Origin of the sequence: Salsipaludibacter albus (assembly GCF_019798055.1) — a bacterium.
In the GTDB taxonomy this organism is placed as follows: domain Bacteria; phylum Actinomycetota; class Nitriliruptoria; order Nitriliruptorales; family Nitriliruptoraceae; genus Salsipaludibacter; species Salsipaludibacter albus.
The window spans coordinates 26,892-49,993 of the sequence record NZ_JAHOPH010000025.1; the positions used below are offsets into that span (position 1 = coordinate 26,892).

Genomic DNA, 23,102 nt, shown 5'->3' on the forward strand with positions numbered 1-23,102 from the left:
GGTCGGTCCCGTCGGACATGTCGGGCCAGCTGGCCGGCCAAGCACGTGCGTTTGGGGTGTCATTGATCGCGGCCCTTTCCAGCCGTCCGCTGCAACGGCCCCGGGTGTAGGGTTGCCACGCAACTGCCACGGGGTGCCCGCAGTCTGGCACTGGACCGCAACACGGGTGCAACCGGGGCAAGGGGCGGCAGGATGCTCGCGTACCGCGTACTGGGAGCACTGGAGGTCCTCGACGAGGGCGAGGGCCTGCATGTCGGTGGCGCACGGCAGCGCCGCCTGCTGGCGATGCTGCTGGTGCACCGCAACGAGACGGTCTCGACCGATCGGCTCGCGGAGGCCGTCTTCGCCGGCGATCCGACGCCGGCCGCGGACACGACCCTGCGCAGCTACGTCGCTCGCCTCCGTCGCGTGCTCCGTGACCACGTCGACCAGTCCGTGCTGGACACGCGGGCCCCCGGATACGTGCTCTGGGTGGGCGACGACTCGATCGATGCCGGCGTCTTCGAGCAACTCGTCACCGAGGGGCGCGCCCTGCGAGCGGCCGACGACCCGATCGGCGCGGCGGCTGCCCTGCGACAGGCCATGGGGGCCTGGGGCGGAGATCCCTACCCGGAGTTCGCCGACGAGGGCTGGGTGCGTCCCGAGGTCCAGCGACTCGACCGGCTTCGCCTCGCCGCCGAGGAGCACCTCCTGGACGCCGAGCTCGAATGTGGCCTGGACGCGGAGCTGGTCGCACGACTGGAGACGCTGGTCGCACGGGATCCACTGGCGGAGTCGTTCCGGTCCAAGCTGATGGTGGCGCTGTATCGCAGCGGACGACAGGTCGACGCCCTTGGCGTCATGCACGAGTATCGCGAGGTCCTGGCCGACGGTGTCGGGCTGGACCCGTCCCCGGAGCTGGTCGAGTTGGAGCACCAGATCCTGGTCCATGACCAGGACCTGCAGCGGCCAGCGCCGCCCGGACGGGTGCTGCGCGGCTACCACCTCGGCGAACGGCTCGGAACCGGCCGTGACGGCACGGTCCACGCGGCCCGACTCCCCGGTGTCGACCGAGACCTGGCCATCCGGATCGTGCCGTCCGAGCTCGCCGACCGGCCCGATGTCGTCCGCTCGTTCGACGCGACCATGCGGCGGGTGGCGGCACTCCACCACGAGGCGGTCGTGCCGATCCACGACCACTGGCGCGAGCCCGGTGCCGCCTACGTGGTGATGCGCCGCATGGAGGGAGGGTCGCTGCGCGATCGGCTCGAGCACGGTCCGTTGTCCGTTGCGGAGGCTGCGGCGCTCGCGAGGCGCGTGGGCCTGGCACTCATGGCGGCCCACGAGCGCGGCGTCGTCCACGGACGGCTGGTCCCGGAGAGTGTCCTGCTGGACGGCGCGGGGACGCCCTACCTGTCCGACTTCCCGCTGGGTGATGTCGACCACGCCAGCGATGACGACGCCCGAGCCCTCGTTGCACTGGTGCTCCGGGCGCTCACGGGGGAGCCTGGTGTTGGCGGGCCTCGAACCGGGACCGCGGCCCTGCTCGAGGAGCTCCGAGCGCTTGCCTCGGAGCCTTCGAGGCCGTCGCTCGACGTCGTGGTCCCGATGCTGGTCGACCGGCTCGACCGAGCGGCAGGTCGGGCGCCGGACGGCGAGGCGGCTCGACGAGTCAACCCCTACAAGGGCCTGCGCGCGTTCGACGAGTCCGACGCGGCGGACTTCTTCGGACGCGGCGACCTGGTCGAGGACCTCGTGCAGCGCCTGGCCGGCCACGGGCTCGCAGCTCGGCTCGCGCTGCTGGTGGGCGCGTCCGGCAGCGGCAAGTCCAGCGTCGTCCGCGCGGGGCTCCTGCCTCGCGTGCGTGCCGGTGCCGTCCCGCACTCCCAGGACTGGCTGGTCACCACGATCACGCCCGGCGCCCAGCCGTTCAAGGAGCTCGGACAAGGCCTGGCCCGGGTCGCCACCGCGTCCGCCAGCGGCCGGGACCGACGAACCACCGCCGACCTGGCGGATGAGCTCGCCCGTGACGGGCTCGGGATCGACACCACGCTGCGACGCATCCTCCCGGACGAGGGACAGCTGCTCCTGGTGGTCGACCAGTTCGAGGAACTGTTCACGCTGGCCGGCGAGGACGAGCAGCGGCAGTTCCTCGACGGCCTCGTGCACGCCCTGGAGACGCCGGACAGCCGGTTGCGCCTCGTCACCACCCTCCGGGCCGACTTCTACGATCGTCCCCTTCGCTTCCATCGCTTCGGAGCGATGGTTCGCGAGGCGACGGTCACGGTTCCCGCGATGCAGGCTGCGGACCTCGAGGCGACGATCGTCGGACCGGCCCGGCGGGCGGGGCTGGACGTCGAGGCGCCGCTCGTCGCCGAGTTGGTCGCGGCCGTGATCGACCAGCCCGCCGCGATGCCGGCCCTGCAGTTCACCCTGTACGAGTTGGCGCAACGGGCCGGCGGGGCCGGGCTGACCCTGGCCGGCTACCGAGAGATCGGCGGCGTCGGCGGCGCCATCGCGACCCGTGCGGAGGGCCTGTACCGCTCGCTCGACGACGACCGGGTGGAGGTCCGGCACCTGTTCGAGCACCTGGTGGTCATCGGCACCGAGGGCGAGCCGACACGTCGCCGCACCCCGCGCTCGGAGCTGGCGGCGCTCGTGCGTGGGAGGCCGGTCGACGAGGTGGTCGAACCGTGGGCACAGGCCCGGCTGCTCACCCATGACCGGCATCCGCAGACTCGCGAGCCGACCGTCGAGGTGGCCCACGAGGCACTGGTGCGGGAATGGCCCCGCCTGCGGGACTGGATCGAGGAGGGCCGGGGTGCCATCGTGGCGTCGGGCCAACTCCGCATGGCCGCCGCCGAGTGGGAGGCCCTGCAACGAGACCCCGGAGCCCTGTACCGGGGTTCACGGCTCGACGGGGCCCTGGCCCAGCTCACCGGGAGTGAGGACCGGCTGCCGGCCGAGGCGCGAGAGTTCCTGGCTGCCAGCCGAGCCGCCCGGCACGAGGAGCAGCACCGGGAGGCCGACCGAGTCGCCCGCCAGGCACGGACCAATCGGCGGCTGCGCCTCCAGCTCGGCGGCCTCGCCGTGGCCCTCGTGGTGGCGCTGGTCGGCGGATGGCTCGCCCTGGACCAGCGCCAGCGAGCACAGGGCGAGGAGCGCACGGCGGTGGCCCGGGAGCTGGCCGCGGCCTCCGTCGCCACCCTCGACGAGGACCCCGAGCTCAGCATCCTGCTGGCGCTGGCGGGCCTGGACCACACCCGGGCGGTCGACGGCACCGTGGTGCCCGAGGCGCATTCCGCGCTGCACGAGGCGGTCACCTCGTCACGCGCCGTGCTGTCGGTGCCCGACCTCGGTGGTCCCGTGGACTGGAGCGCGGACGGCAGCACGTTCGTCACCGAGGGCCCCGAGGAGACCGGACTGGTCGACATCCGCGACGCGGAGACCGGCGAGTCCGTCCTGGCGTTCACCGGTCACGACGTCGACATCAACGACGTGGTGTTCAGCGCGGACGGTGCGCTCGTGGCCACGGCGGGCGACGACGGCGCCGCCAAGGTCTGGGACGTCGACACCGGCCAGCAGGTGGCGTCGTTCTCCTACGACGGCGTCGTGCTGGGGCTGTCCTTCGACCCCGACGGCAGCCTGCTCGCGGCGTCCTGGCGGGACGAAGGACTGGTCCGGGTCCACGACCTCGAGCGGCAGGAGCTCGTGTCCGAGGTCGAGCTGGACGCCAGCGGCACGTCGTTCGGCCCCGAGGGTCGGCTGGTGATCGCGGCCGGCCGCCAGGCGGTGGTCGTCGACACGACCACCGGTCAACGGCTCCTGGAGGTCACCCACCCGCGCGACGTCCCGAACCCACTCGGCTTCACCCCCGTCACGGCCGTGGCGTGGAGCCCGGACGGTCGCTGGATCGCGACCGGTGGCACGGATCGCGTGGCACGCGTGTGGAACGCCGACACCGGCGAACTGCGCGCGGCCCTGTCGGGGCACGGCGGCGGGATCGTCGACCTCGACTGGGCACACGACTCCGTCCACTTGGCGAGCGGGAGCGAGGACGGCTCGGCTCGTGTCTGGGCAGTGGCCGACGGGGGTGGCACGGAGCTGGTCCGTGTCGCGGCGCGCGAGACGCAGGGCATCGTCACCGGGGTCGCCTTCTCCCCGAACGGCGATCGGCTCCTGACCGGGGACGGGGGGATCCGTGCGGCCAGGATCTGGGACGTGTCCACGTCGGGTGGCGCCGAGCACCGCAACCTGCCCGGCTCGCCGAACATCCCCGGGGCCGTTGACGTGGGCCCCGACGGCCGCACCCTCGTCGCGACCGGTGAGGGCGTGGCCGGGATCGTGTGGGACCTCGCCACCGGCGAGCAGCGCGCCACCCTCGGCCCGCAGGACCCGGACGCCACCGACCGGGAATCCTGGGAGATCGACCTGAGTCCCGACGGGGAACTCGTCGCCACCGCACCCTTCGCGGGCCCGGTCCGGGTCTGGGACGTCCTGTCCGGCGACGAGGTGTTCACCGGCGACGAGTCCGTGTACATGGCCGACGCCGCGTGGACTGCCGACGGACGGCTGCTGGCGGCCACGGGCAGCACCCGCGACGCCGGCTGGACGACGATCTTCGACCGCTCCGGGGCCGTCGTCGCCCGGATCGACGAGGAGCCCGGCTTCACGCCGATCGGCGTCGACTTCGACCCCGAGGGCGACCGGCTGGTGACGACCCGCAGGCCGATCGGCCGGCTGCTCACGACGGTCGACGGGCTGGTCGTGCGGGACGTGGCCACCGGTGCGATCGTCCAACGCATGGCCGTGCCGTCCGGAGGCGCGATGTTCGATCCGACGGGTGACCGACTCGTGGCCGACGAGTTGGGCGCCGCGGCCGTCTGGGACCCGGAGACCGGGGAGGTCCTGGCGCGCCTCGAAGGCCACACCGGCCAGGTCACGGACGCCGTGTTCCACCCCCGGGGACACACCGTGGCAACGGCCAGCCTCGACGGGACCATCCGGCTGTGGTCGAGCGAGACCGGTGCGCCCACGCTCGCGCTCCGTGGGCACGGCGGCCCCGCCGGGGGAGTGGCCTTCGGGCCCGACGGTGACCTCCTGGCGTCGAGCGGCGAGGGCGAGATCCGCGTCTGGACGCTCGACCTCGACGAACTGGTCGCGATCGCGACCAGTCGACTCACCCGTGGCTTCACCGACGTCGAGTGCCGCCAGTTCCTCCATGTCGAGCAGTGCCCGGACGAGGCGACGGATCCACGTCCATCCCCCGCGGCCTCGACTGCCACGTGATTGCCACACCACGATCGCATACTCGCGCCCTGGGTCGTCGTGGTGGCGGGACGCCGGCACGGTCCTCGAGGTCGACCACACACGGTGCCCGTTCGCGACGTGAGGAAGCGCACATGCGATCATCGACGGTTCAGCTCATCACCCTTGCCACGGTCGTCGCGTTGGTGGCCTGCGGGGACGCCAGCCCGGGAGCCGCGTCGACGCCTGACGCCACGTCGGCAACGCCCGTGGCCACGGCGGACTCACCGACCAGCGAGGCCGCGGCCGTCGCGATCGAGGCGAAGGCCCTCGAGTGGCACTACACGCCCGATGCATGGACGGTTGCTGCCGGAGAAGCATTCACCCTCGAGTTCAACAACGCCGGGGGCGTCGAACACGACTGGACGGCCCTGAAGTTGGAGGAGGACATCGAGAAGTTGGCCGAATTCGAGGAGAGCAAGGTGTTGTTGGAGGTTGCGGAGGTGCCGAGCCACGAATCGCGGACCGAGACCTTCACGATCGAAGAGCCAGGCACCTATCAGGTGATCTGCACGGTCTCGGGCCATTTCAACACGGGCATGGCAGGAACCCTGACGGTCGAGTAGTCCGAGGTGGAGGAGGCATCCCGCACGTGGCGCCACCTTTCAGGAACCATGGTGGTTGCGGACGCAATTACCATGGTCCGTCGATCCGTCAGAGGAACTTGCTGCATGGAGTACGCGGCAGCGACAGGAATCGGTGAGATGAAAACGTCAATGGATCCGATGGATTCTGACCCAAGTCTCTGCATCAATGGGACGTGGATCCCTTGACAGTCGCCCAGGAATCCCTAGAGTGATGCGTGACCGAACCCACGTGGGGCACTGCAGTGGGGCGGTTTCTGGGGCGGCGGGATCTGCGCGGCTGCGCCTGCAGTGGGACGGTGACGAAACCGGACCATTGGAGCAGTCGTGACCAAGGCAATCCCACGCCGAACAGCCTTCTCGCTGGTATTCGGCCTCATCCTCGTGGCATCGATGCTGGTGGCTCCGCCCCCTGCCGACGCCGCCCAATTCATCTCGCACAGTTCACACGCCTGGGGCAGTCATGCTCGGGTGCTCGGGGGCACCGTCCTCAGCGGAACGACCGCGCGTGTCGGTCTCACTGGATGCGCGGAGACCGGCGCATCGCAGGACAATGCCGTTGCGTCCGCGGACCTGGGTGTCGGTTCCGTCGACGCCGTCTCATCCGAGACCTACTCCTACGCCGAGGACGGCGTCGAGGGGGTGTACAGCCACAACGAGATCGCCGGCGTGAGCCTGTTGGGCGGTGAGATCGAGATCGGCGCGATCGAGTCCACCGTCGAGGTCAGGCAACTCAGTGACGGGACGTTCGAGACCGAGGCCGACACGTCGGTCGCGAGCCTGACCATCGGCGACGACGAGATCGAGATTCTCGGTGGCCCACAGGTCCTGCGCATCGCCGGCCTCGCCACGATCTCGCTCAACCGCACCGTCGAGACGACGGAGGACGACTTCGGTCGGGCGGCCGCGACCGCCGTGACCATCCGCCTGGCCGACGGCACCGACACCGTGGTGCGCCTCGGACGGTCCTACGCCCGTACCGATTCCGTGGAGGTCGACCGCCTGCTGGGTGGCTGGGCCAACGGCAGCGTGGTCCGCGCCTTCGACGGCACGATCGACTCGGGCCCGACCGCCAACAGCGGCGTGCCGTGCATCGGCAGCGAGGGCAACCCGCTCACGACCTCGATCGCAAGCGTCGACGTGGGCGTGGCGGAGCTGGACACCGTCGTCTCGACGACCACCAGCGACGTCAGCCCGTCCTACGTCACGGCCACCAACACCATCGAGTCGGTCTCGCTGCTCAACGACCTGGTGACGCTCGAGGCCATCTCGGTCGAGGTCCACGCCGAGGTCAACGAGTCCGGTGAGCTGGAGAAGACGTCGACGGCGAGCCTCGGCAGCATCACGCTCAACGCCGGGCCGATCCCGGTGGACATCCCGGTCCCCGAGCTGGGTGGCTCCGTCGACATCCCCGGTGTCGGCACGCTGACACTCCACGAGGAGATCAACAACCCGAACGGCATCCGGATCGAGGCCTACGCGGTGTCGATCGACCTGCTCGAGGCGGTCGGTGGGGGGGTGACCATCGAGCTCGCTCGCGCCCGCGCAGTCCTGCGGGACCCGCCCGCCTGATCCTCGCGACCCCCGGACGGGGCCAGTTCCTCGTCCATCGCCGGGTCGTCCGACGCCACCCCGTCGCCATCCCCGGCCCCCGGCAGCCCGGCGCCACGCCGGATCTCCGGTGACTCGGACTGGTCGTCGGCGTTCCGGCGCGATCGACGTGACCGGCGCGAGCGTCGGCCACCCTCGTCCTGCGGCTGGGCCCGGTACTCGTAGGCCCGCTGGTAGTAGTGGTAGGCGTTGGACGTCTGGTCCAGGTCGTTGACCACCAGGCCGGACACCACGGCGCGGACCGAGTCGAGCCGCTCGAGGGCGTCGTGCAGGGCCCGGCGACGGGACGTGCCGGCCCGGACCACCATCAGCACCGCGCTGACCTTCGGCGCCATCTCGAGGGCGTCCGAGACGGCCAGGACGGGTGGTCCGTCCAGGACGACCAGGTCGGTGCGCTCGCACAGGAACCGGACCAGCGAACGCATCCGGCCCGAGGCCAGCAGGTCGGACGGGTTCGGCGGGAGGGTCCCTGCCGGGAGCACCCGCAGGTTGTCCACCCCGATGTCGACCAGGACGTCGTCCACCTCGACGTCGCCCGCGATGACGTCGGACAGCCCCATGCCCGCCGGGATGCCGAAGCGGTCGTGGATCGTCGGACGACGCATCTCGGCGTCGACCATGACGACCCGCATGCCCGCCCGGGCCGCCGACACGGCGAGGTTGCCCGCGGTCGTGCTCTTGCCGTCGCCGGGGTCGGGCGACGTCAGCAGGACGGCCCGACCGATGCCGTCGGTGTCGTGCTCGGACCAGGGGTCGTCGGGTTCGTCGCCGTCGTCGCGCCCGTGGGCGGCGAGCAGGAAACGGACCCCGGCCGAGAGCGCGCGGTAGGCCTCGGCGGGCGGACCCTGGGGGTCGACGATGGTCGCCAGGCGACGGCCCTCGTCGCTGTGGGGGATGCGGCCGAGCACCGGGAGCTGGCGGCCGGCGCGGCGCGCGTCGTCCTCGTCACGGATGACGTCGTCGAGGTGGTCGCGCAGGAAGGCCAGCCCGATCCCGAGCATCAGGCCGAGCAGGAGGGCGAGGATCGCGTTGCGCACGGGCCGCGGTGAGGCGGGTGTGTCGGGCACCTGCGCGGCATTGAGGACCTGCCCACCACCCTTGAGGAGTCGGGCGCCGACCTCGGCCTGGGCGGACTGGTTCGCCACGTCGCTCATCTGGGCGAGGAGGGAGGCTCGTTCGGCCGCCAGCGCTGCCACGGCGGGGTCCGCGCTGGGCGCCGGCTCGATCCCGACGTCCTCCAGCGGGTTGGACTCCGACACCAGCTCGGCCAGCTCCTCCTCGATCTCGGTGAGCCGCTCGGCCATCGCCTCGCGCCGGTCGCCCAGCGTGCGCTGGGCCGCCAGCAAGGAGGCGACCGCCTCGTCCCGGCGGTGGGCGAGGTAGTTGGCGGCGAAGGCGTCGGCGAGCTCGGCTGCCATCTCGGGATCGGGATCGCTGACCCGCACCTGCAGGACGCGGGTGTCGGGGACGACGGTCACCCGCACCTGGTCGAGCAGGTCGTCGGCGGACCGATCGAGCTCCAGCTCGTCGACGACCCGGTCGCTGACGGTGCGGGACGCGAGCACCCGTCGTTCGGTGTTGACGGTGGTGTCGCCCAGGACGATCTCCTCCAGGGACGCGTCGGAGGCCTGCTGGAACGGCTCGACCACCACCTCGGTCGTCGCCTCGTACACCGGCACGGTGTATCGGGTCGCGGCCAGGCCCAGCACGAACACCAGCGCAGTGACGGCCAGGACCGTCCACGTGCGGCGCCGGAGGACCTGCAGGACGTGTCCCAGCTCGAGCAGGGGTTCGTCGGGGGGCGCGGACGTCGTCATCAGGGCCTCCGGGGGGTGGACGAGGCTGGTCGGTCGGTCGTTTCGGCTGTCGGCACGTCCGTCCGATCCGCTCGGACGAGCAGCAGGAGGACCACGACGAGCACCCCCTCCTGGAGCACGGAGGCGACCGCGTCGGTGACCTCCGAGAACGGCAGGCGGACGACGACGGCGGTCGTCCCGATCGCGTAGCACAGTGCCGCGATGCCGGCGGCGCGGCCCCGCTCGGTCCGCCAGTCGTCGATCGTGCGGATGGCCAGCCCCCACACGAGCGCGCCGACGCCGACGCCCAGGACGCCGAAGTTGATCCACAGCTCACCGAGGATCCCGGGTGGCACGCCCGTCCGGCGCTCCTCGCTCTGCCCGAAGACCGGTGCCCCGAGCTGCGGGCCGAGGCGCACCGGCGGCTTGTCCTCCCACAGTGTCCGTGGCACGGCGGCGTAGGTCCACGACACCATCGAGCGCCCGTACTGGTACGGGAACTGCTCGGGGACACGTTGCACGACCATGCCCGTGACCCCCACCGACAGGGACTTGCCGGACGCGACGGCGGTGCTGATCGACCGCCCGAGGCCCAGTGGATCGGCCGCCAGGTCGACCCCGCGCTGGTTGGCCGCGCGCACACCCTGGAGCGCAACGGCGGCCACGAAGCCCAGGACGAAGACCGTCACCAGCGTCTTGACCGAGGGCTCGCGCCGGCGCAGCGCGACCCACACCAGCAGGGCCCAGACGACCGGGACCATGATGGTGGTGCGCGAACTGAGGAAGTAGCCCTGGTAGGCCACGAGGAGGAACGACAGCAGGGTCACGGCGGCCAGTGGCGAGCGCCACGACAGGTGCCAGCGCTGGAGCGTGAACCACCCCAGGAGGAAGGCAGCCGACGACACCGACATCCCCAGCCGGTGGACGCCCAGGACGGTGAACTCGCTCGCACCCAGGTCGACCACCCGCTTGCGGGACGCCAGCAGGTCGGCCACCGACAGCGAGTTCGTGCGCTCGGCCAGCAGCAGCGTGAACAGCAGGCTGAGCAGGCACGCGACCAGGACCACGACGACGACCCGCCGTGGGGCCGGATCCCCGAGCCCGGTGCGTGCAACCCGCCTGATCACCCGCGTGCCGAACCGCTGGGCCGGGTCCCGCCGCGGCCACAGCCATCCCACCAGCAGGAGCAGCACGGCACCGGCGACCACGACCAGGCCGAGCGTGATCATGCCCACGGTGAGGTCGGGGAGGAAGTCCGAGCTCCCGGCGAGGTCGGGTGCGTACTGGGCCCACACGGTCTGGCCGAGCACGCCCATGACCATCAGCACGGTCAGCACGAACAGCGGGTGGGACAGGCGTCGGGACCCCTGCACCACCATGACCGAGACCGGCATCGCGGTGGTCGCGGCGGCCACGGCGAGGTTGAGCTCGGTGATGGACCGGGTTACGAGGAAGGCCGCGACGGCCGCGACGGCCACCATGCCCAGGACGGCCGCGACGCCCGCGACCAGCAACCCGGCGCCGTCGTGGCGACCGCCTCGGAGGCCGGGTGCGTCACCGAGGCGTGGCGTGGTGGCCAGGACACCGCCACTCATGTCGGCGTGCCCGCGGCCGGGGGCTGGACGCGTCGCGATCCCACACGATCCTCCGCAGGGTCGTCGGCATCGACGCCGTGCCCGCCCGCGGGTCGTCGACGACTGGTGCGCCAGTCATCCTAGGCACCATCGGGGGCGGCGTCGCGGCTACGGTCGTGACGAGGCGGTCCTGCGCCCGGGACGGGGGTGACCACACACCGCCCCTGCCGTCGTGGGAACGGAAGGGGTTCGCATGGCGAATCCGGCGCTGGCCAAGTTCGTGCTCGACACGTTGCTGGCCCGAGGGCACCTCCAACGCGACCACCGGGTCCTGGCCGTGTGTGCCGGCCAGTTCGACCGTCGCCTGTTCGAGGTCGTCGGGATGCCGGCCGTGACCCTGACCAACCTCGACGTCGAGGTCGGGTCCCGCCGCGAGGGCGAGCAGGCCGGTGGCGACGCCCCCTGGCTCCAGGCAGACGCCCACGACCTGCCCTTCGCCGACGGCGAGTTCGACGTCGCGTGGGTCAGCGACGGCCTGCACCACTGCCACTCGCCCCACCGGGCCCTGGCCGAGATGCATCGGGTGAGCCGTCGGTGCGTCATCGCGCTGGAGAGTCGGGACTCGGTGGCCATGCGGGTCGCGACCCGGCTCGGGGTCGTGCACGACTACGAGGCGAACCAGCGCCTGCTCGCCACGCGCGAGCACGGCGGCAAGGACTTCGGCCCGGTGCCGAACTTCGTGTACCGCTGGACCGAGCGGGAGTTCACCAAGACGATGCTGGCGCTCGCTCCCGAACGGCGCATGGCCTTCGACTACTTCCACGCCCTGCGGCTGCCGGCCCGGTCCGGCCGGGTCGTGCGGACGGTCGGGGAGGCGGTGTTCCGCATGGCCCCGGGCCAGGGCAACAGCCTGGGGATGGTCGCGCGGCGGGGCGACCACCAGCCTTGGCTGGCCACCGGCGACGGCGGCCTGCGCCTGGCCGACGACGTCACGACCCGGGCTGACGTGGTCGGCCCGCGGCCCCGGGTGCACCACCACGTGCTGCGCGGGACGGACCGCTGGCACGGGTGGCCGCCGGGGCAGCGGGTCGACGTGGACGACCACTGAATGGGGAGCACCCGGTCGAGCTGGCGTGACCGCCTGCGGCAGGCACGGACCCGGCGGGTCGCGTGGGGCATCGCGGACCAGGGCCTCTTCACGCTCACCAACTTCGTGATGACCGTGGTGGTCGCGCGCCTCGTGTCGTCGCGCGCCTTCGGTGCCTATGCCCTGGTGATCTCGATCTCGGTGATGCTCCAGGGCGGGACCCAGAGCCTGGTGGCCGAGCCACTGGCCGTGCGATTCAGCCGACCGGACGGGCGCGAGGTGCGCGCCGCCGTCCGGGGTGCGACCGGCCTGGCCCTGGCGATCGGCGTGGTGGGGTCGGTCGGGATGACCGCGTGGGGGTTGGGATTCCCCTCGACGGCGACCGGTGCCCTGCTGGGCATGAGCCTGGTCCTGCCCGCGGTCCTGGTCCAGAACGTGTTCCGGTACTCGCTCGTCGCCCAGGGGCGGGCCCGCGAGGCCTTCCTCAACGACGTCGCCTGGGCGGTCACCCAGGCGATCGCCACGGTCGTGGTCCTGCTGGTCGTCGGACCGCGGGTGGGCCCGCTGGTCGTGGCGTGGGGGATCGGTGGGCTGGTCGGCGCGATCGTCGGGGCGTGGCAGGTCCGGGTCGTTCCGGCCCCGACCGCGGGCCTGGCGTGGTTCCGCTCCCATCGCGACCTCGGGCTGCCCTACCTCGGGGAGTACCTGGCGACCAACGGGTCGGGACAGGCCACCATGTGGATCGTCGGGCTGGCCGCCGGACTGTCCGAGCTGGCCTGGTTCCGGGGCGGCTGGACACTGCTCGGCCCCGTGATGGTGCTCACGGCAGGCCTGCGCATGGTGCTCGTCCCCGAGGCGGCGAGGGTGGCCGGGCGGCGTCCCGCCGGGCTCGAGCGCCTGGCCCGGATGGCGTCGGCGGGTGCGGGACTCGCGACGCTGGCATGGGGGGCGATCTTCCTGGTCGTCCCGGACGCGGTCGGCGTGCAGCTGCTGGGGGCCACGTGGGCCGGCGCGAGCCTGGTGGTGGCCCCCCTGCTCGTCCAGCGGCTCGGACTGTCGCTGGCGCTCGGTCCGTTCGTGGGCCTGCGGGGCCTGGCCGATGCACGACGCACGATGGTGACCCGGACCGGGGTCGGGGTGCTGTCCCTGGCACTCGGCGCGATCGGGGCCGTGGTGGGCGGGGCCGTCGGTGCCGCGACCGGTCTGGCCGTCGCGCAGGTGCTCGCGCTGCCCGCGTGGTGGCACCTGTTCCGGGTGAGCCGTCGCGAGGCGGCAGTGGCGGTCGGCTGACCACGTCGGTCGTGGTCACGCTGGCGCCGGTTGCGGGCAGAGCCGTCAGGCGGACTCCCCGACCCACCGGTGGAGTCGGTCCGCCCCGAACACCTCGGCCAGGTGGCGTGCGAGGTCGTCGTCGACCTCGGCCCGCCACCCCACGGCACTGCCGCGCCGCATGGTCGGGGATCCCGTCCAGCCGATCCAGGTCCCTGCCTCGGCCACGAAGACCTCGTCGTCGGGCGGGGTGAGCCCGAGCAGGGTCGCGACCCGGGCCAGGGCCTCGTCCGCACGCTCGGCCGACGCGACCAGGTCCTCGAACCGCAGGGTCAGGTCGGCCCCGGAGAGCCAGCCCTCGTGGTGGTCGTAGCGATCGGCCAACGGCTCGAGCCCCCTGTCCCCGTCACGTGCGGCGACCCCGGTCATCGAGGCAAGGATCGCGTCGGGCAGCGACATCGCCTGCCAGCGTCGGTGCAGCCGATGGCGGGGCAGCCGACGGACGTAGTGCGCATGGCTGACCGCGACGGCCCGGGGGTCCCGGTGGATGAACAGGGTGTGCACGTCGTGCGTCGCGAACGTGTCCCGCAGTCGGGGCGACCAGGGGTGGTGCAGGGTCATGAACTGCCCGGGGCGCAGCGTCGCGAGCGCCCGGTCCAGAGCGGACAGGTCCGGACCACTGCGGTCGTCCGCGAGGTCGCCGGGGACCAGGTGGACGTGGGCGTCCGCCACCTGGCCGGTCCCGGCGAGCACGCTGGTCAGCAGGTGGGTCCCTGCCTTCGGGATGCTGATGATGGCGACCCGGCAGTCGGCTCGGCCGGTCCGCCAGCGGCTGGCCAGCGCGAGCAGGCGGCGGCCGAGCCGGTGCAGGGTCGGGGACCGGGCGACGAGCCGGTAGGAGAGCCGGGCCACCTCAGCGACCCTCCGCGCCCAGGTCGTAGCCGACGCGCGCGGCCACCCGGCCGAACGTGTCGGCCATGGCCTCGGACTGCGCGGTCGTGGCGAGGTCGGGCCAGCGGTCGTCGTCGCGTCCCCGGACGAACGAGCCGGGACCGTCGCCTCCGGTCACGATGGTGTGCTCCTTCGCCCGCATCCGCCGCCGGGAGCTGGCCTCGACGGCCGGGGCCAGCTGCTCGTGGTCCGACGGCAGCCCGAGCCAGGCGGCGACGCGCGCCAGGGTCGTCCGGGTGTCGGCCAGCAGGTCCTCGTAGCGCAGCACGACGAGGTCCCGGTCGTCGCCCAGGGCGAGCCCGGACCGGGCGTGTGCCGCCCACGACCCCCAGTTGCCGACCTCGCCAGCGAGGAACAGCCGGAGGAACCGGTCGAAGCCGCCGGACCAGCCGTCACGACGTGCATGGAAGAAGTACGACACGCAGACGTCCCGGGGGTCCCGGACGAGGTACAGCACGCGCCGCGTCCGAACGATCCGCGGTCCGGGCAGTTCGTGACTGTGCACGAACCGACCGCCGTCCGGCAGGACCAGGCCGCGCCCCGGGTTGGTGACCGGGGGCAGGAGGTCACGGACGACGGCGAAGTCCGGCTGGGCGTCGGGTCGGGCCAGGGTCACCAGGAGGAACCGCAGCCAGGTGGACCCGGACTTCGGGTAGTGGGCCAGGTAGACGTCGTCGCGTTCGACGTGTCGATGTCGCCACCACACGACCGGCAGCCGCAGCGAGCGCCGGACGTCGCTCGGCAGCCGTCCGAGCCCGGGCGTCGAGACCAGGGGACTGGCGGTCACGGCAGGCTCCTCGTGCACGATCCGGCTCCGGCCGCCTGCTCGAGGATCGCCCGGAACCGCGTGGCCCAGGGCTGCCGGGCCCGCGTCGCCCGGGCGATCGCGGCACGGCGTGGTGCCAGGCGCGAGGGTTGTCGGAGGATCTCGGCCAGCACCCGTGCCAGGTCGGCCCCGTCCGACACGATCCAGCCCCGGTCCCCGACCTGGCCCGGGATGCAGCCGCGGTCGGTCGCCACGACCGGGACGCCGGCGTGGAGCGCCTCGTGGATGACCAGCGGCTCGGCCTCGTTGTCGTAGCGCGTGGGCAGCACGAACACGTCCAGCGCCGCGAAGAACCTCCGCTTGGCCACGCCGTGCACCGGCCCGAGGTGGTCCACGGCGTCCGGGTGGCGCTGGCGCAGCGTCGCGACCGCCTCGGTCGATGCGCGGTCGGCGGTCGGCCCGGCGATGACGGCGCGGAGCCGGTGGCCCTCGGTCAGCAGGTCGTCCATGACGGCACAGAAGGTGTCGGTGCCCTTGTCGGCGGTGAGGTTGCCCAGCATGCCGAGCGTCAGGACGTCGTCGTCCGTCTCGTGGTGGCGCCGTCTCGTGGGTGCTTCCTCGTCCTCGCCGACCCAGTCGTTGTGCAGGACGACCGTCCGTGGGGCCGGGTAGCGGGCCGCGAACCCGGCGCGCAGCCGCTCGCACAGCAGGACGTGGGTGACCGTGTCGCCACCGACCCGGGTGATCGCGGCCATCAGCCTCGACGGGGCGTTGACGTAGCGGGCGACGTGGTGGTGCAGCACCACCGGCACGCCCAGCGACCGGCACATCGCGACCTGGGCCAGCACGCGTGGCAGGCCGAAGCGCGAGTCCGACACCAGGTAGACCACGTCGAGGCCGCGCAGCCGCGCCCGGGTCAGGCCCAGTCCGTGGACCAGGAACCGCGCCTGTCGCTCGAGCCGCCACGACCACGCGGACTGGCCGTCGCGTGCACCGATCGTGGCGACGTGCACGCCGGCGAACTCGGCATGGAGCACGTCGACCGCCCGGGCGGTCACCAGGGTCATCCCGTCGATCGGGGGTGGCACCGCCACGACGGCGGCGACACGCGTGCGCGACCTGCCCGGCACGTCGTTGCTCCCGTCGTCGTCGACCCGCGTCGCGAGCCTACGCGTGCGTGTCGTGGTGGCGGCCGTGCACGGCCGGGAACGAAACCCCCCGGCGCTAGGATCACGGGCCGCGCCCACCCCTCGTCGTCGGAGTCGACCATCGCGCCGTCGCCCGTCCCGCGGCTGGACTTCGCGATCGTCGGTGCCCCGAAGTCGGCGACCACCGCGCTGGCGAGCTACCTGGGCCACCATCCGCGGATCGCGATGTCCCGCCCCAAGGAGCCCTACACCTACGGCGCGGACCTCGCGCCACTGCGCGCCCTGGTCGGCACCCGTCGGCCGAGCGGCGCCGACGGGGGCCGGGTCGCAGCGACCGTGGACGCCGGCCGACTGGTCGGCGAGGCGTCGACCCTCTACGCCAGTTCGCCCACCGCCGTCTCCGAGCTGCTCGCCGACCATCCGCACGCCCGGCTGGTCCTGATGGTCCGGGACCCGGTGCGGCTGGCCCGGTCGTTCCACGGCGAGATGCGCTTCCGCGGCTACGAGGACGAGCCGTCGTTCACCCGTGCCTGGGCGCTCCAGGAGGCCCGTCGCGAGGACCCCGGTCTCGTGCCCCGGCGCTGCCCGCTCCCGCGGCTCCTGCAGTACGGCGACGTGGCCGCGCTGGGCACCCAGCTGCAGCGCCTGCACGACCAGGCCGGCCCCGACCGCGTGCTCGTGCTGTTCCAGGAGGACCTGGCCGCGGACCCCCGGGGGACCTACCGGGCGGCGCTGGACTTCCTGGGAGTCGCCGACGACGGCCGCGAGACCTTCCCGGCGGTCAACGTGGCCAAGCGTCCGCGCTGGCCATGGCTGAACCGCGTCCTGCTGTCGGCCCCGGTCGTGCGATCGGGCCGGTGGGCGCGGTCGATGTTGCCCGACGCGCTCCACGGTCCGGTCGGTCGTGCGTTCCGGTCCGTGACCAGGCGACCCGCCGACACCGCCACGACCGACGCGGTCGTCGACCTGCAGCGGATCGCCGCCGAGCTCGCCGTCGAGGTGGACCTGCTCGGCGCCTTGACCGGTCGTGACCTCGGCCACTGGGGCCGGGTCGAGCCGCCGCCGCGTTCCTCCTGAGTCGGGTTATCGTTGCGCACGCCACCACGACGGCGTCGCAGGGGGATCGGCCATGGACTCGCCACCCGACGACGCTCGGGACCCGCTCGGTGCCATCGCCCCGGAGCTGGGCGCCGGAGGCTTCACACGCCACGACGGGACCATCGAGTTCTACACCCGGGTGCGGGCCCTGCTCGACGCGGACAGCCGGGTCCTGGACTACGGGGCTGGCCGTGGCAGCTGGGTGGCCGAGGATCACGCGCCGGCGCGCCGCGACCTCCAACTCCTGCGGGGCGACGTCGCCCGGGTGGTCGGCGCCGACGTCGACCCGGTCGTGCAGGACAACCCCGCGCTCGACGAGGCCGTGGTCATCACCCCCGGCGCGCCCCTGCCCTTCGACGACGCCTCGTTCGACCTGGTGGTCGCCGACTGGGTCTTCGAGCACCTCGACGACCCGGCGACCGCATGCCCCGAACTGGCCCGCGTCGTGCGTCCCGGCGGCTGGGTGTGCGCACGGACCCCCAACCGGCGGGGCCTGATCGCCGCCGGCGCACGGCTGGTGCCCAATCGCCTGCACACCCGCGTGCTCTCCCGACTCCAACCCGATCGCCAGCCGGAGGACGTCTTCCCGACGGTGTACGCCCTCAACACCCCGGCCGACCTCCGGAGGAACTTCCCGGACTTCGACCACCACACGTACGGCTGGCGCGGTGACGCGACCTACTTCGGCACGAGCCCGGCGATGGTCCGGGTCGGGCGGGTCCTCCACCACGTCAGCCCCCCGGGGCTCGAGCCGGTGTGGCACGTCTTCCTGCGACGGCGACCCACCGGCGCGAGCTGACCGGGGCGGGCCGGTCGTCAGTCCCGGGTCGGGAGGCGGCGGGTGGCGACGACCCCGAAGTCGGTCCGCATGGAGGTCGCCTCGCCCAGGCGCTGGAACAGCGGGGCCTGGCTGGCCCAGTAGCGGAACACCTCCACCTCGCCGAAGTGGTCGTCGAGGAGCCGGGCCACGGCCGTCTCGTCGACCCCGTCGCGGACGACGTGGTACTCGACCAGGTCCGACGGCTCGGTGTCGTCGTGGATCCCCCGCAGGCGCCGGACCCGGGTCGCCAGCCCCCGGGCGTAGTCCCCCTGCAACAGCCGCCACGCCAGGTAGGCGCCGCGGTCCGCCCAGTGGTCGCGCGCGGGCATGTCGGGGTAGTGCAGGGGGTCGGCGGCGGTGAACAGGGAGCCGCCGGGCGCGACCAGCGGCACCAGGCGGTCCAGGAACGACAGGTAGTCGGGGATGTGGTGGAGCACGGCAGTCATGACCGCGAGGTCCCACTGCCGGTCCGCGGCGAGGACGTCCTCGCCCGTCCGGTCGTGCAGGACCTCGACCCGACCGGTCGAGCCGAGCTCGGACCGCAGCCGTGCCGCGCTGGCCGCGCTGGTCTCGGTCACCGTGACGTGCGCCCCGGCGTCGAGCAGGCAGCGGGTGAACGTGCCGTGGCCGCCCCCGACCTCCAGCACGTCGCAGCCCCCGGTGCTCGCGCGGCGACCCGCGACCAGCCCGCGGAGTCGTGCCTCCAGCATCGACCGGAGCGATCGGTGGCGCAGGTGGGGCGAGCCCTTCTCGTAGTCGTGGGCCGTGCCGTGACCGGTGTCCTGGGCCGCGACGACGGCGGCGACGTGGTGCTCGTCGGAAGGGGCCATGCCCCGACCCTAGCCCCGGGACCGGGCCCGTCGGCGCTCGTCTGGTGGGTCGCACCACCCCCCGGCGATGGCCGGCGCCGATGACCCCACTGCTAGCCTCGGCCGCACGGACCTCCGTTCGTCTCGGGGGACAGGAGAGGTCGCCAGGGATGCCGCTCGCACTGGTCACGGGCATCACGGGACAGGACGGGTCGTACCTGGCCGAGCTGTTGCTGGCGAAGGGCTACGAGGTCCACGGGGTCATCCGGCGGGCATCGACGTTCAACACCGAGCGCATCGACCACGTCTACCAGGACCCCCACGAGCCGGACGTGCGGCTCCACCTCCACTACGGCGACCTCACCGACGGCTCCCAGCTCGCCCGCCTGGTCCGGACCATCGAGCCCGACGAGATCTACAACCTGGCGGCGCAGTCCCACGTCGGGGTCAGCTTCCAGCAGCCGGAGTACACCGGCAACGTGGACGCCCTGGGGACCATCCGGCTGCTCGAGGCGATCCGCGAGGCCGGCGTCGACACCCGGTTCTACCAGGCTGCCACGTCGGAGATGTTCGGCGACGCCCCCGCCCCACAGTCCGAGGACAGCCCGTTCCGACCACGCTCCCCGTACGCGGCGGCGAAGCTGTACGCCTACTGGGCGACCGCCAACTACCGCGAGGCCTACGACCTGTTCGCGGTCAGCGGGATCCTGTTCAACCACGAGGGCGAGCGACGCGGCAAGACCTTCGTGACCCGCAAGATCACCCATGGCGTGGCGCGGATCGTCGCCGGTCTCGACGACGCCCTGTACCTCGGCAACCTCGACGCGGTCCGTGACTGGGGGCACGCCCAGGACTACGTCCGTGCCATGTGGATGATGCTGCAGGCCGACGCCCCGGTCGACTACGTCATCGGCACCGGCGAGACCCACACGGTGCGCGAGTTCTGCGACGCGGCCTTCTCCCACGTCGGGCTGGACTGGCGGGACTGGGTCCGCATCGACCCCGCCTACTACCGCCCGACCGAGGTCGACTTCCTGCAGGCCGACGCCACCCGTGCCCGGCGCGACCTCGGCTGGAAGCCCGAGATCGGCTTCGACGAGATGGTCCACCGGATGGTCGTGCACGACCTCGACGCCGAGGCGGGGCTCGACCTCGAGCGGGCACGGGAGCAGGCGACGCGGTTGCGGCCGTCCGCCCCGCCACGACCCACCCCATGACCGACGTCGACTTCGACCTGGCCGGTCGGCGGGTCTGGGTGGCGGGCCACACCGGGCTGGTCGGCCGGGCGCTGCTACGTCGGCTCGCGGACGAGCCGGTCGAATTGGTGACCGCCCGCTCCGCCGAGGTCGACCTCACCCGCCAGGACGAGACCGAGGAGTTCGTGGCCCGGACCCGACCGGACGTGTGCATCATGGCGGCCGCCCGGGTCGGCGGGGTCCACGCGAACCGGTCCGCGCAGGCGACCTTCCTCTACGACAACCTGGTCATGGCGGCCAACACCGTCGAGGCCTGCCGGCGCAACGACGTGGCCAAGACCGTGCTGCTGGGCTCGACCTGCATCTATCCCCGTGAGGCACCCCAGCCGATGCCGGAGTCGTCCCTGCTGACCGGCCCGCTCGAGGAGACCAACGAGGGCTACGCCATCGCCAAGATCGCGGCCCTGGAGCTGGCGAAGATGTACCGGCGCCAGCACGGCATGGACGCCATCGCGCTGATGCCGACCAACCTGTACGGGCCGGGCGACGACTTCGACCCCCAGACCTCCCACGTCCTGCCGGCCCTGCTCCGCAAGGTCCACGAGGCCCACGAGTCGGGAGCGGAGACGGTCGAGCTGTGGGGGACCGGCACGCCGCGACGGGAGTTCCTGCACGTCGACGACCTGGCGGACGCGGTCGTGTTCGCCCTGCGACACGTCAGCCGCGAGCAACACGTCAACGTGGGGGTGGGTCGCGACATCGCCATCGCCGACCTGGCCCGGCTCATCGCCGACGTCGTGGGGTGGGACGGCGACTTCACCTTCGATCCGGACATGCCGGACGGCACGCCCCGGAAGCTGGTCGACGTCTCGGTCCTGTCCGGACTCGGCTGGACGGCGTCGATCGGCCTCGAGGAGGGGATCCGCAGCACGCTCGCGTGGTATCGGGACCATGGTGGCTGACGGGCCGACCATCGTCACCCCGACGTTCCATCCCGAGCGCATCGGGACCCCGCACTATGTGACCGACCTGGTGGACGAACTCGACGCACGCGGCGTCGCCGTGGAGGTCGTGACCGGTCAGCCCCACTACCCGGCGTTCGAACGCTTCGAGGGGTACGGCCGTGGGACCCGGCGCGATGTCCACGGCCGGGTTCCCGTCCACCGGATGCCCACCGTCGTGCCCCGGGGTGGGAAGGTCGCCTGGCGGCTGGCGAGCGAGGCCAACTTCCTGGTCCAGGTCGCCTGGGCCCGCCTGCGTGGCCGGCTGCCCTCGAGTCAGCAGGTCCTGGCGGTCAGCCCGGGCAGTCCGTTGTCGATCCTGGCCGGTCGGCTCGTCGCAGGTCGCGACGGGCGGCTGGTCGCGCTGGTGCACGACGTCGCCTTCGGCCTGGCAGCGGCCACGGCCGGCCCACGGGCGCGCCGCATGGTCGGTGCGCTGCGGCGGTTGGAGGTGTGGTCACTCGACCGCGCAGACGCGGCAGCGGTGCTGTCGGAACGGATGGCCGACGAACTGCGCGCCGCCGGGGTGACGACGCCGATGGTCGAGGTGCCGCTCTGGACGACGGTCGAGGTGGCGACGCCGATCGCGGAGGTTCCCATGGTCGTGCAGTACAGCGGCAACCTGGGACGCAAGCAGGGGGTCGCCGACCTGGTCGTGCTGGCCACGTGGCTCGCCGAGCACCTGCCGGCAGCGCGGCTGGTCATCCGTGGCAGCGGGAGCCAGCGAGGCGTGCTGGAGCGCGACGTCGTGGCGCGGGGGCTCGACAACGTCACCTTCGAGGACCTCGTGGCCCGCGACCAGCTCGCCGCCGCGCTGGCCGACTGCAGTCTCCACGTCGTGCCGCAGCTGCCCGAGGGGGCGGCCTACGCCGTGCCCTCCAAGATCTTCAACGTGCTGGCCGTCGGGCGGCCCGTCGTGGTCACGGCCGAACCGGACACGCCCGTCGCCGACCTCGCGTCGGCGACCCCGGCCGTGGTCCGAGTGGCCCCCGGGGACGTCGCCGCCATGGGGCGAGCCGTCCGGGACCTGTTGCTCGACGATCCGCACCGCCGGGAGCTCGGCGAGCTCGGACGTCGTTTCGTGGCGACCGAGGCCACCCGCGACGCCGCGGCCGACCGCCTGGTGGGGCTGCTGGCCGTCACCGGCTCGCCGCCGGTCAGGACGCGAGCCCGCCGAGCCCGTCGGGTTCCGCTCCGAACTCGCCGCTGACCGGTGCCGTCCCGACCTCGGGGTCGGGGGGACCGGCCACGACCTCGACGGGTCCCGACCCGACCGTGCCCGGGTCGCCGGACCCGGCCTGCTCCGTCCGGCAGCGGAGCCAGCCGCGGCTCTGGAAGGGCCGGGGGACGTCGCGCAGGCCCTTGGGCTCGGCGAGCCCGATCATCACCAGTGCCGTCCAGAAGAGGATCCACAGGTCCAGCCGGATGCCGCCGTGGCGCAGGTACCACAGGTCGTACTCCGGGGCCTGGCTCGGGAGCCCACCCGTGTGGTCGCCGATCTGCCACAGGCAGGTGCACCCCTGCGGCACGCGGGTCCGTGCGTCGTCGTAGATCGAGGAGACGGGTTCGAACTCGTCCGGCATCCGGGGACGGGGTCCGACCAGCGACATCCGGCCACGAAGGACCAGCCAAAGTTGGGGCAACTCGTCCAGGTGGAGGCGCCGGAGGAGCTGCATGATCGGTGGGATGGCGGACGCGTCGAGGTCGTGCTTGAGCGCGTAGGGGTTGGCGGAGCTCGGCATGGTGCGGATCTTCACCATGGTGAAGGGGTCGCCATGACGCCCGAGGCGACGCTGGGTGAAGAAGGGCCACTCTCGGTACGTCACCCACGAGATGGCCGCGAGGACGACGACGATCGGCGTGGTGGCAACGACGGCGAGTGCCCCGACAATCACGTCGAAACATCGTTTGTAGACCAGCCGGCGATCCACGCTCCGGACACTTGCGTCCCAGAACACGTGGAGGATCCGCTGACGCTCATTGACCCAGCGTCGCGGCAGGACGAGTGGTTGTGATGACAACGGACGTGACAAGGCGGTCCCGCACCCGCCCCGTGTCGGTGCGCCCCGTCACGTGATACCCCTGGTGCCTTCACCATAGATCATT

Annotated in this window: 17 protein-coding genes; 10 read left to right on the plus strand and 7 right to left on the minus strand. The window is 72.6% G+C overall.

What is annotated here, in order from left to right:
• Positions 1 to 192: 192 nt before the first annotated feature.
• The 3 genes from KR546_RS14010 (at position 193) to KR546_RS14020 (ending at position 7,442) form a co-directional block, all read left to right on the plus strand.
• On the plus strand, positions 193 to 5,268 hold the full coding sequence (locus KR546_RS14010) for an nSTAND1 domain-containing NTPase (protein ID WP_238445341.1): 5,076 nt from the start codon (positions 193 to 195) through the stop codon (positions 5,266 to 5,268).
• Between the two features lie 113 nt (positions 5,269 to 5,381).
• Positions 5,382 to 5,852, plus strand: a complete 471-nt coding sequence (locus KR546_RS14015) for a cupredoxin domain-containing protein (RefSeq protein WP_238445342.1) — start codon at positions 5,382 to 5,384, stop codon at positions 5,850 to 5,852.
• Between the two features lie 345 nt (positions 5,853 to 6,197).
• The gene (locus KR546_RS14020; RefSeq protein WP_238445343.1) at positions 6,198 to 7,442 is read left to right on the plus strand and encodes a choice-of-anchor P family protein; all 1,245 of its coding nucleotides are present in this window, start codon (positions 6,198 to 6,200) and stop codon (positions 7,440 to 7,442) included.
• On the opposite strand, the gene KR546_RS14025 is transcribed toward KR546_RS14020, so the two are convergent.
• Both KR546_RS14025 and KR546_RS14030 read right to left on the minus strand, forming a co-directional pair.
• Entirely contained in the window at positions 7,346 to 9,298 is a 1,953-nt protein-coding gene (locus KR546_RS14025; protein WP_238445344.1) for a tyrosine-protein kinase domain-containing protein, read from the minus strand. The genes KR546_RS14020 and KR546_RS14025 overlap by 97 nt on opposite strands.
• Positions 9,298 to 10,872, minus strand: coding sequence for a hypothetical protein (locus KR546_RS14030; protein ID WP_238445345.1), 1,575 nt, complete (start codon positions 10,870 to 10,872; stop codon positions 9,298 to 9,300). Before KR546_RS14030 ends, KR546_RS14025 begins: the two co-directional genes overlap by 1 nt.
• A 232-nt stretch (positions 10,873 to 11,104) precedes the next feature.
• Between KR546_RS14030 and KR546_RS14035 the strand changes: the two genes are divergently transcribed.
• Both KR546_RS14035 and KR546_RS14040 read left to right on the plus strand, forming a co-directional pair.
• Positions 11,105 to 11,959 (plus strand): class I SAM-dependent methyltransferase, encoded by an 855-nt coding sequence (locus KR546_RS14035; protein WP_238445346.1) that lies wholly within the window; start codon positions 11,105 to 11,107, stop codon positions 11,957 to 11,959.
• Entirely contained in the window at positions 11,960 to 13,228 is a 1,269-nt protein-coding gene (locus KR546_RS14040; RefSeq protein ID WP_238445347.1) for an MATE family efflux transporter, read from the plus strand.
• A 45-nt stretch (positions 13,229 to 13,273) separates the two neighbouring features.
• Here the strand turns inward: KR546_RS14040 and KR546_RS14045 are convergent, their stop codons facing one another.
• From KR546_RS14045 to KR546_RS14055, 3 genes are read right to left on the minus strand one after another with little or no spacing between them, the layout of a single operon-like run.
• Positions 13,274 to 14,119 carry a sulfotransferase domain-containing protein gene (locus KR546_RS14045; RefSeq protein ID WP_238445348.1) on the minus strand — a complete coding sequence of 282 codons (846 nt, stop codon included), beginning with the start codon at positions 14,117 to 14,119 and terminating at the stop codon, positions 13,274 to 13,276.
• Position 14,120: 1 nt separating this feature from the next.
• Positions 14,121 to 14,945, minus strand: coding sequence for a sulfotransferase domain-containing protein (locus tag KR546_RS14050; protein ID WP_238445349.1), 825 nt, complete (start codon positions 14,943 to 14,945; stop codon positions 14,121 to 14,123).
• Entirely contained in the window at positions 14,942 to 16,054 is a 1,113-nt protein-coding gene (locus KR546_RS14055; RefSeq protein WP_238445350.1) for a glycosyltransferase family 4 protein, read from the minus strand. Before KR546_RS14055 ends, KR546_RS14050 begins: the two co-directional genes overlap by 4 nt.
• Before the next feature lie 243 nt (positions 16,055 to 16,297).
• On the opposite strand from KR546_RS14055, the gene KR546_RS14060 reads away from it, so the two are divergent.
• Together KR546_RS14060 and KR546_RS14065 are read left to right on the plus strand one after the other, a co-directional pair.
• Complete coding sequence (locus KR546_RS14060; RefSeq protein ID WP_238445351.1) at positions 16,298 to 17,149, plus strand: sulfotransferase family protein; 852 nt, start codon at positions 16,298 to 16,300, stop codon at positions 17,147 to 17,149.
• Between the two features lie 52 nt (positions 17,150 to 17,201).
• On the plus strand, positions 17,202 to 17,969 hold the full coding sequence (locus tag KR546_RS14065) for a class I SAM-dependent methyltransferase (protein WP_238445352.1): 768 nt from the start codon (positions 17,202 to 17,204) through the stop codon (positions 17,967 to 17,969).
• A gap of 17 nt (positions 17,970 to 17,986) precedes the next feature.
• Here the strand turns inward: KR546_RS14065 and KR546_RS14070 are convergent, their stop codons facing one another.
• Positions 17,987 to 18,820, minus strand: coding sequence for a class I SAM-dependent methyltransferase (locus tag KR546_RS14070; protein WP_238445353.1), 834 nt, complete (start codon positions 18,818 to 18,820; stop codon positions 17,987 to 17,989).
• 149 nt (positions 18,821 to 18,969) lie between these two features.
• Between KR546_RS14070 and gmd the strand changes: the two genes are divergently transcribed.
• The 3 genes from gmd to KR546_RS14085 are packed head-to-tail and all read left to right on the plus strand — an operon-like array spanning position 18,970 to position 22,206.
• The gene (gene gmd, locus KR546_RS14075; protein WP_238445354.1) at positions 18,970 to 20,016 is read left to right on the plus strand and encodes a GDP-mannose 4,6-dehydratase; all 1,047 of its coding nucleotides are present in this window, start codon (positions 18,970 to 18,972) and stop codon (positions 20,014 to 20,016) included.
• Positions 20,013 to 20,957, plus strand: coding sequence for a GDP-L-fucose synthase family protein (locus tag KR546_RS14080; RefSeq protein WP_274388100.1), 945 nt, complete (start codon positions 20,013 to 20,015; stop codon positions 20,955 to 20,957). The genes gmd and KR546_RS14080 overlap by 4 nt, the downstream gene beginning before the upstream one ends.
• Entirely contained in the window at positions 20,947 to 22,206 is a 1,260-nt protein-coding gene (locus KR546_RS14085; RefSeq protein ID WP_238445355.1) for a glycosyltransferase family 4 protein, read from the plus strand. The genes KR546_RS14080 and KR546_RS14085 overlap by 11 nt, the downstream gene beginning before the upstream one ends.
• On the opposite strand, the gene KR546_RS14090 is transcribed toward KR546_RS14085, so the two are convergent.
• On the minus strand, positions 22,154 to 22,954 hold the full coding sequence (locus KR546_RS14090) for a sugar transferase (protein WP_238445356.1): 801 nt from the start codon (positions 22,952 to 22,954) through the stop codon (positions 22,154 to 22,156). The two genes, KR546_RS14085 and KR546_RS14090, sit on opposite strands and share 53 nt — an antisense overlap.
• Positions 22,955 to 23,102: the final 148 nt, after the last annotated feature.

Coding starts and splice junctions, on each gene's coding strand:
- KR546_RS14025 (WP_238445344.1), bottom strand. CDS start 9,298: ATGACGACGTCCGCGCCCCCCGACGAACCCCTGCTCGAGCTGGGACAC.
- KR546_RS14070 (WP_238445353.1), bottom strand. CDS start 18,820: ATGGCCCCTTCCGACGAGCACCACGTCGCCGCCGTCGTCGCGGCCCAG.
- KR546_RS14035 (WP_238445346.1), top strand. CDS start 11,105: ATGGCGAATCCGGCGCTGGCCAAGTTCGTGCTCGACACGTTGCTGGCC.
- KR546_RS14040 (WP_238445347.1), top strand. CDS start 11,960: ATGGGGAGCACCCGGTCGAGCTGGCGTGACCGCCTGCGGCAGGCACGG.
- KR546_RS14015 (WP_238445342.1), top strand. CDS start 5,382: ATGCGATCATCGACGGTTCAGCTCATCACCCTTGCCACGGTCGTCGCG.
- KR546_RS14060 (WP_238445351.1), top strand. CDS start 16,298: ATGTCCCGCCCCAAGGAGCCCTACACCTACGGCGCGGACCTCGCGCCA.
- KR546_RS14010 (WP_238445341.1), top strand. CDS start 193: ATGCTCGCGTACCGCGTACTGGGAGCACTGGAGGTCCTCGACGAGGGC.
- KR546_RS14065 (WP_238445352.1), top strand. CDS start 17,202: ATGGACTCGCCACCCGACGACGCTCGGGACCCGCTCGGTGCCATCGCC.
- KR546_RS14080 (WP_274388100.1), top strand. CDS start 20,013: ATGACCGACGTCGACTTCGACCTGGCCGGTCGGCGGGTCTGGGTGGCG.
- KR546_RS14030 (WP_238445345.1), bottom strand. CDS start 10,872: ATGAGTGGCGGTGTCCTGGCCACCACGCCACGCCTCGGTGACGCACCC.
- gmd (WP_238445354.1), top strand. CDS start 18,970: ATGCCGCTCGCACTGGTCACGGGCATCACGGGACAGGACGGGTCGTAC.
- KR546_RS14085 (WP_238445355.1), top strand. CDS start 20,947: ATGGTGGCTGACGGGCCGACCATCGTCACCCCGACGTTCCATCCCGAG.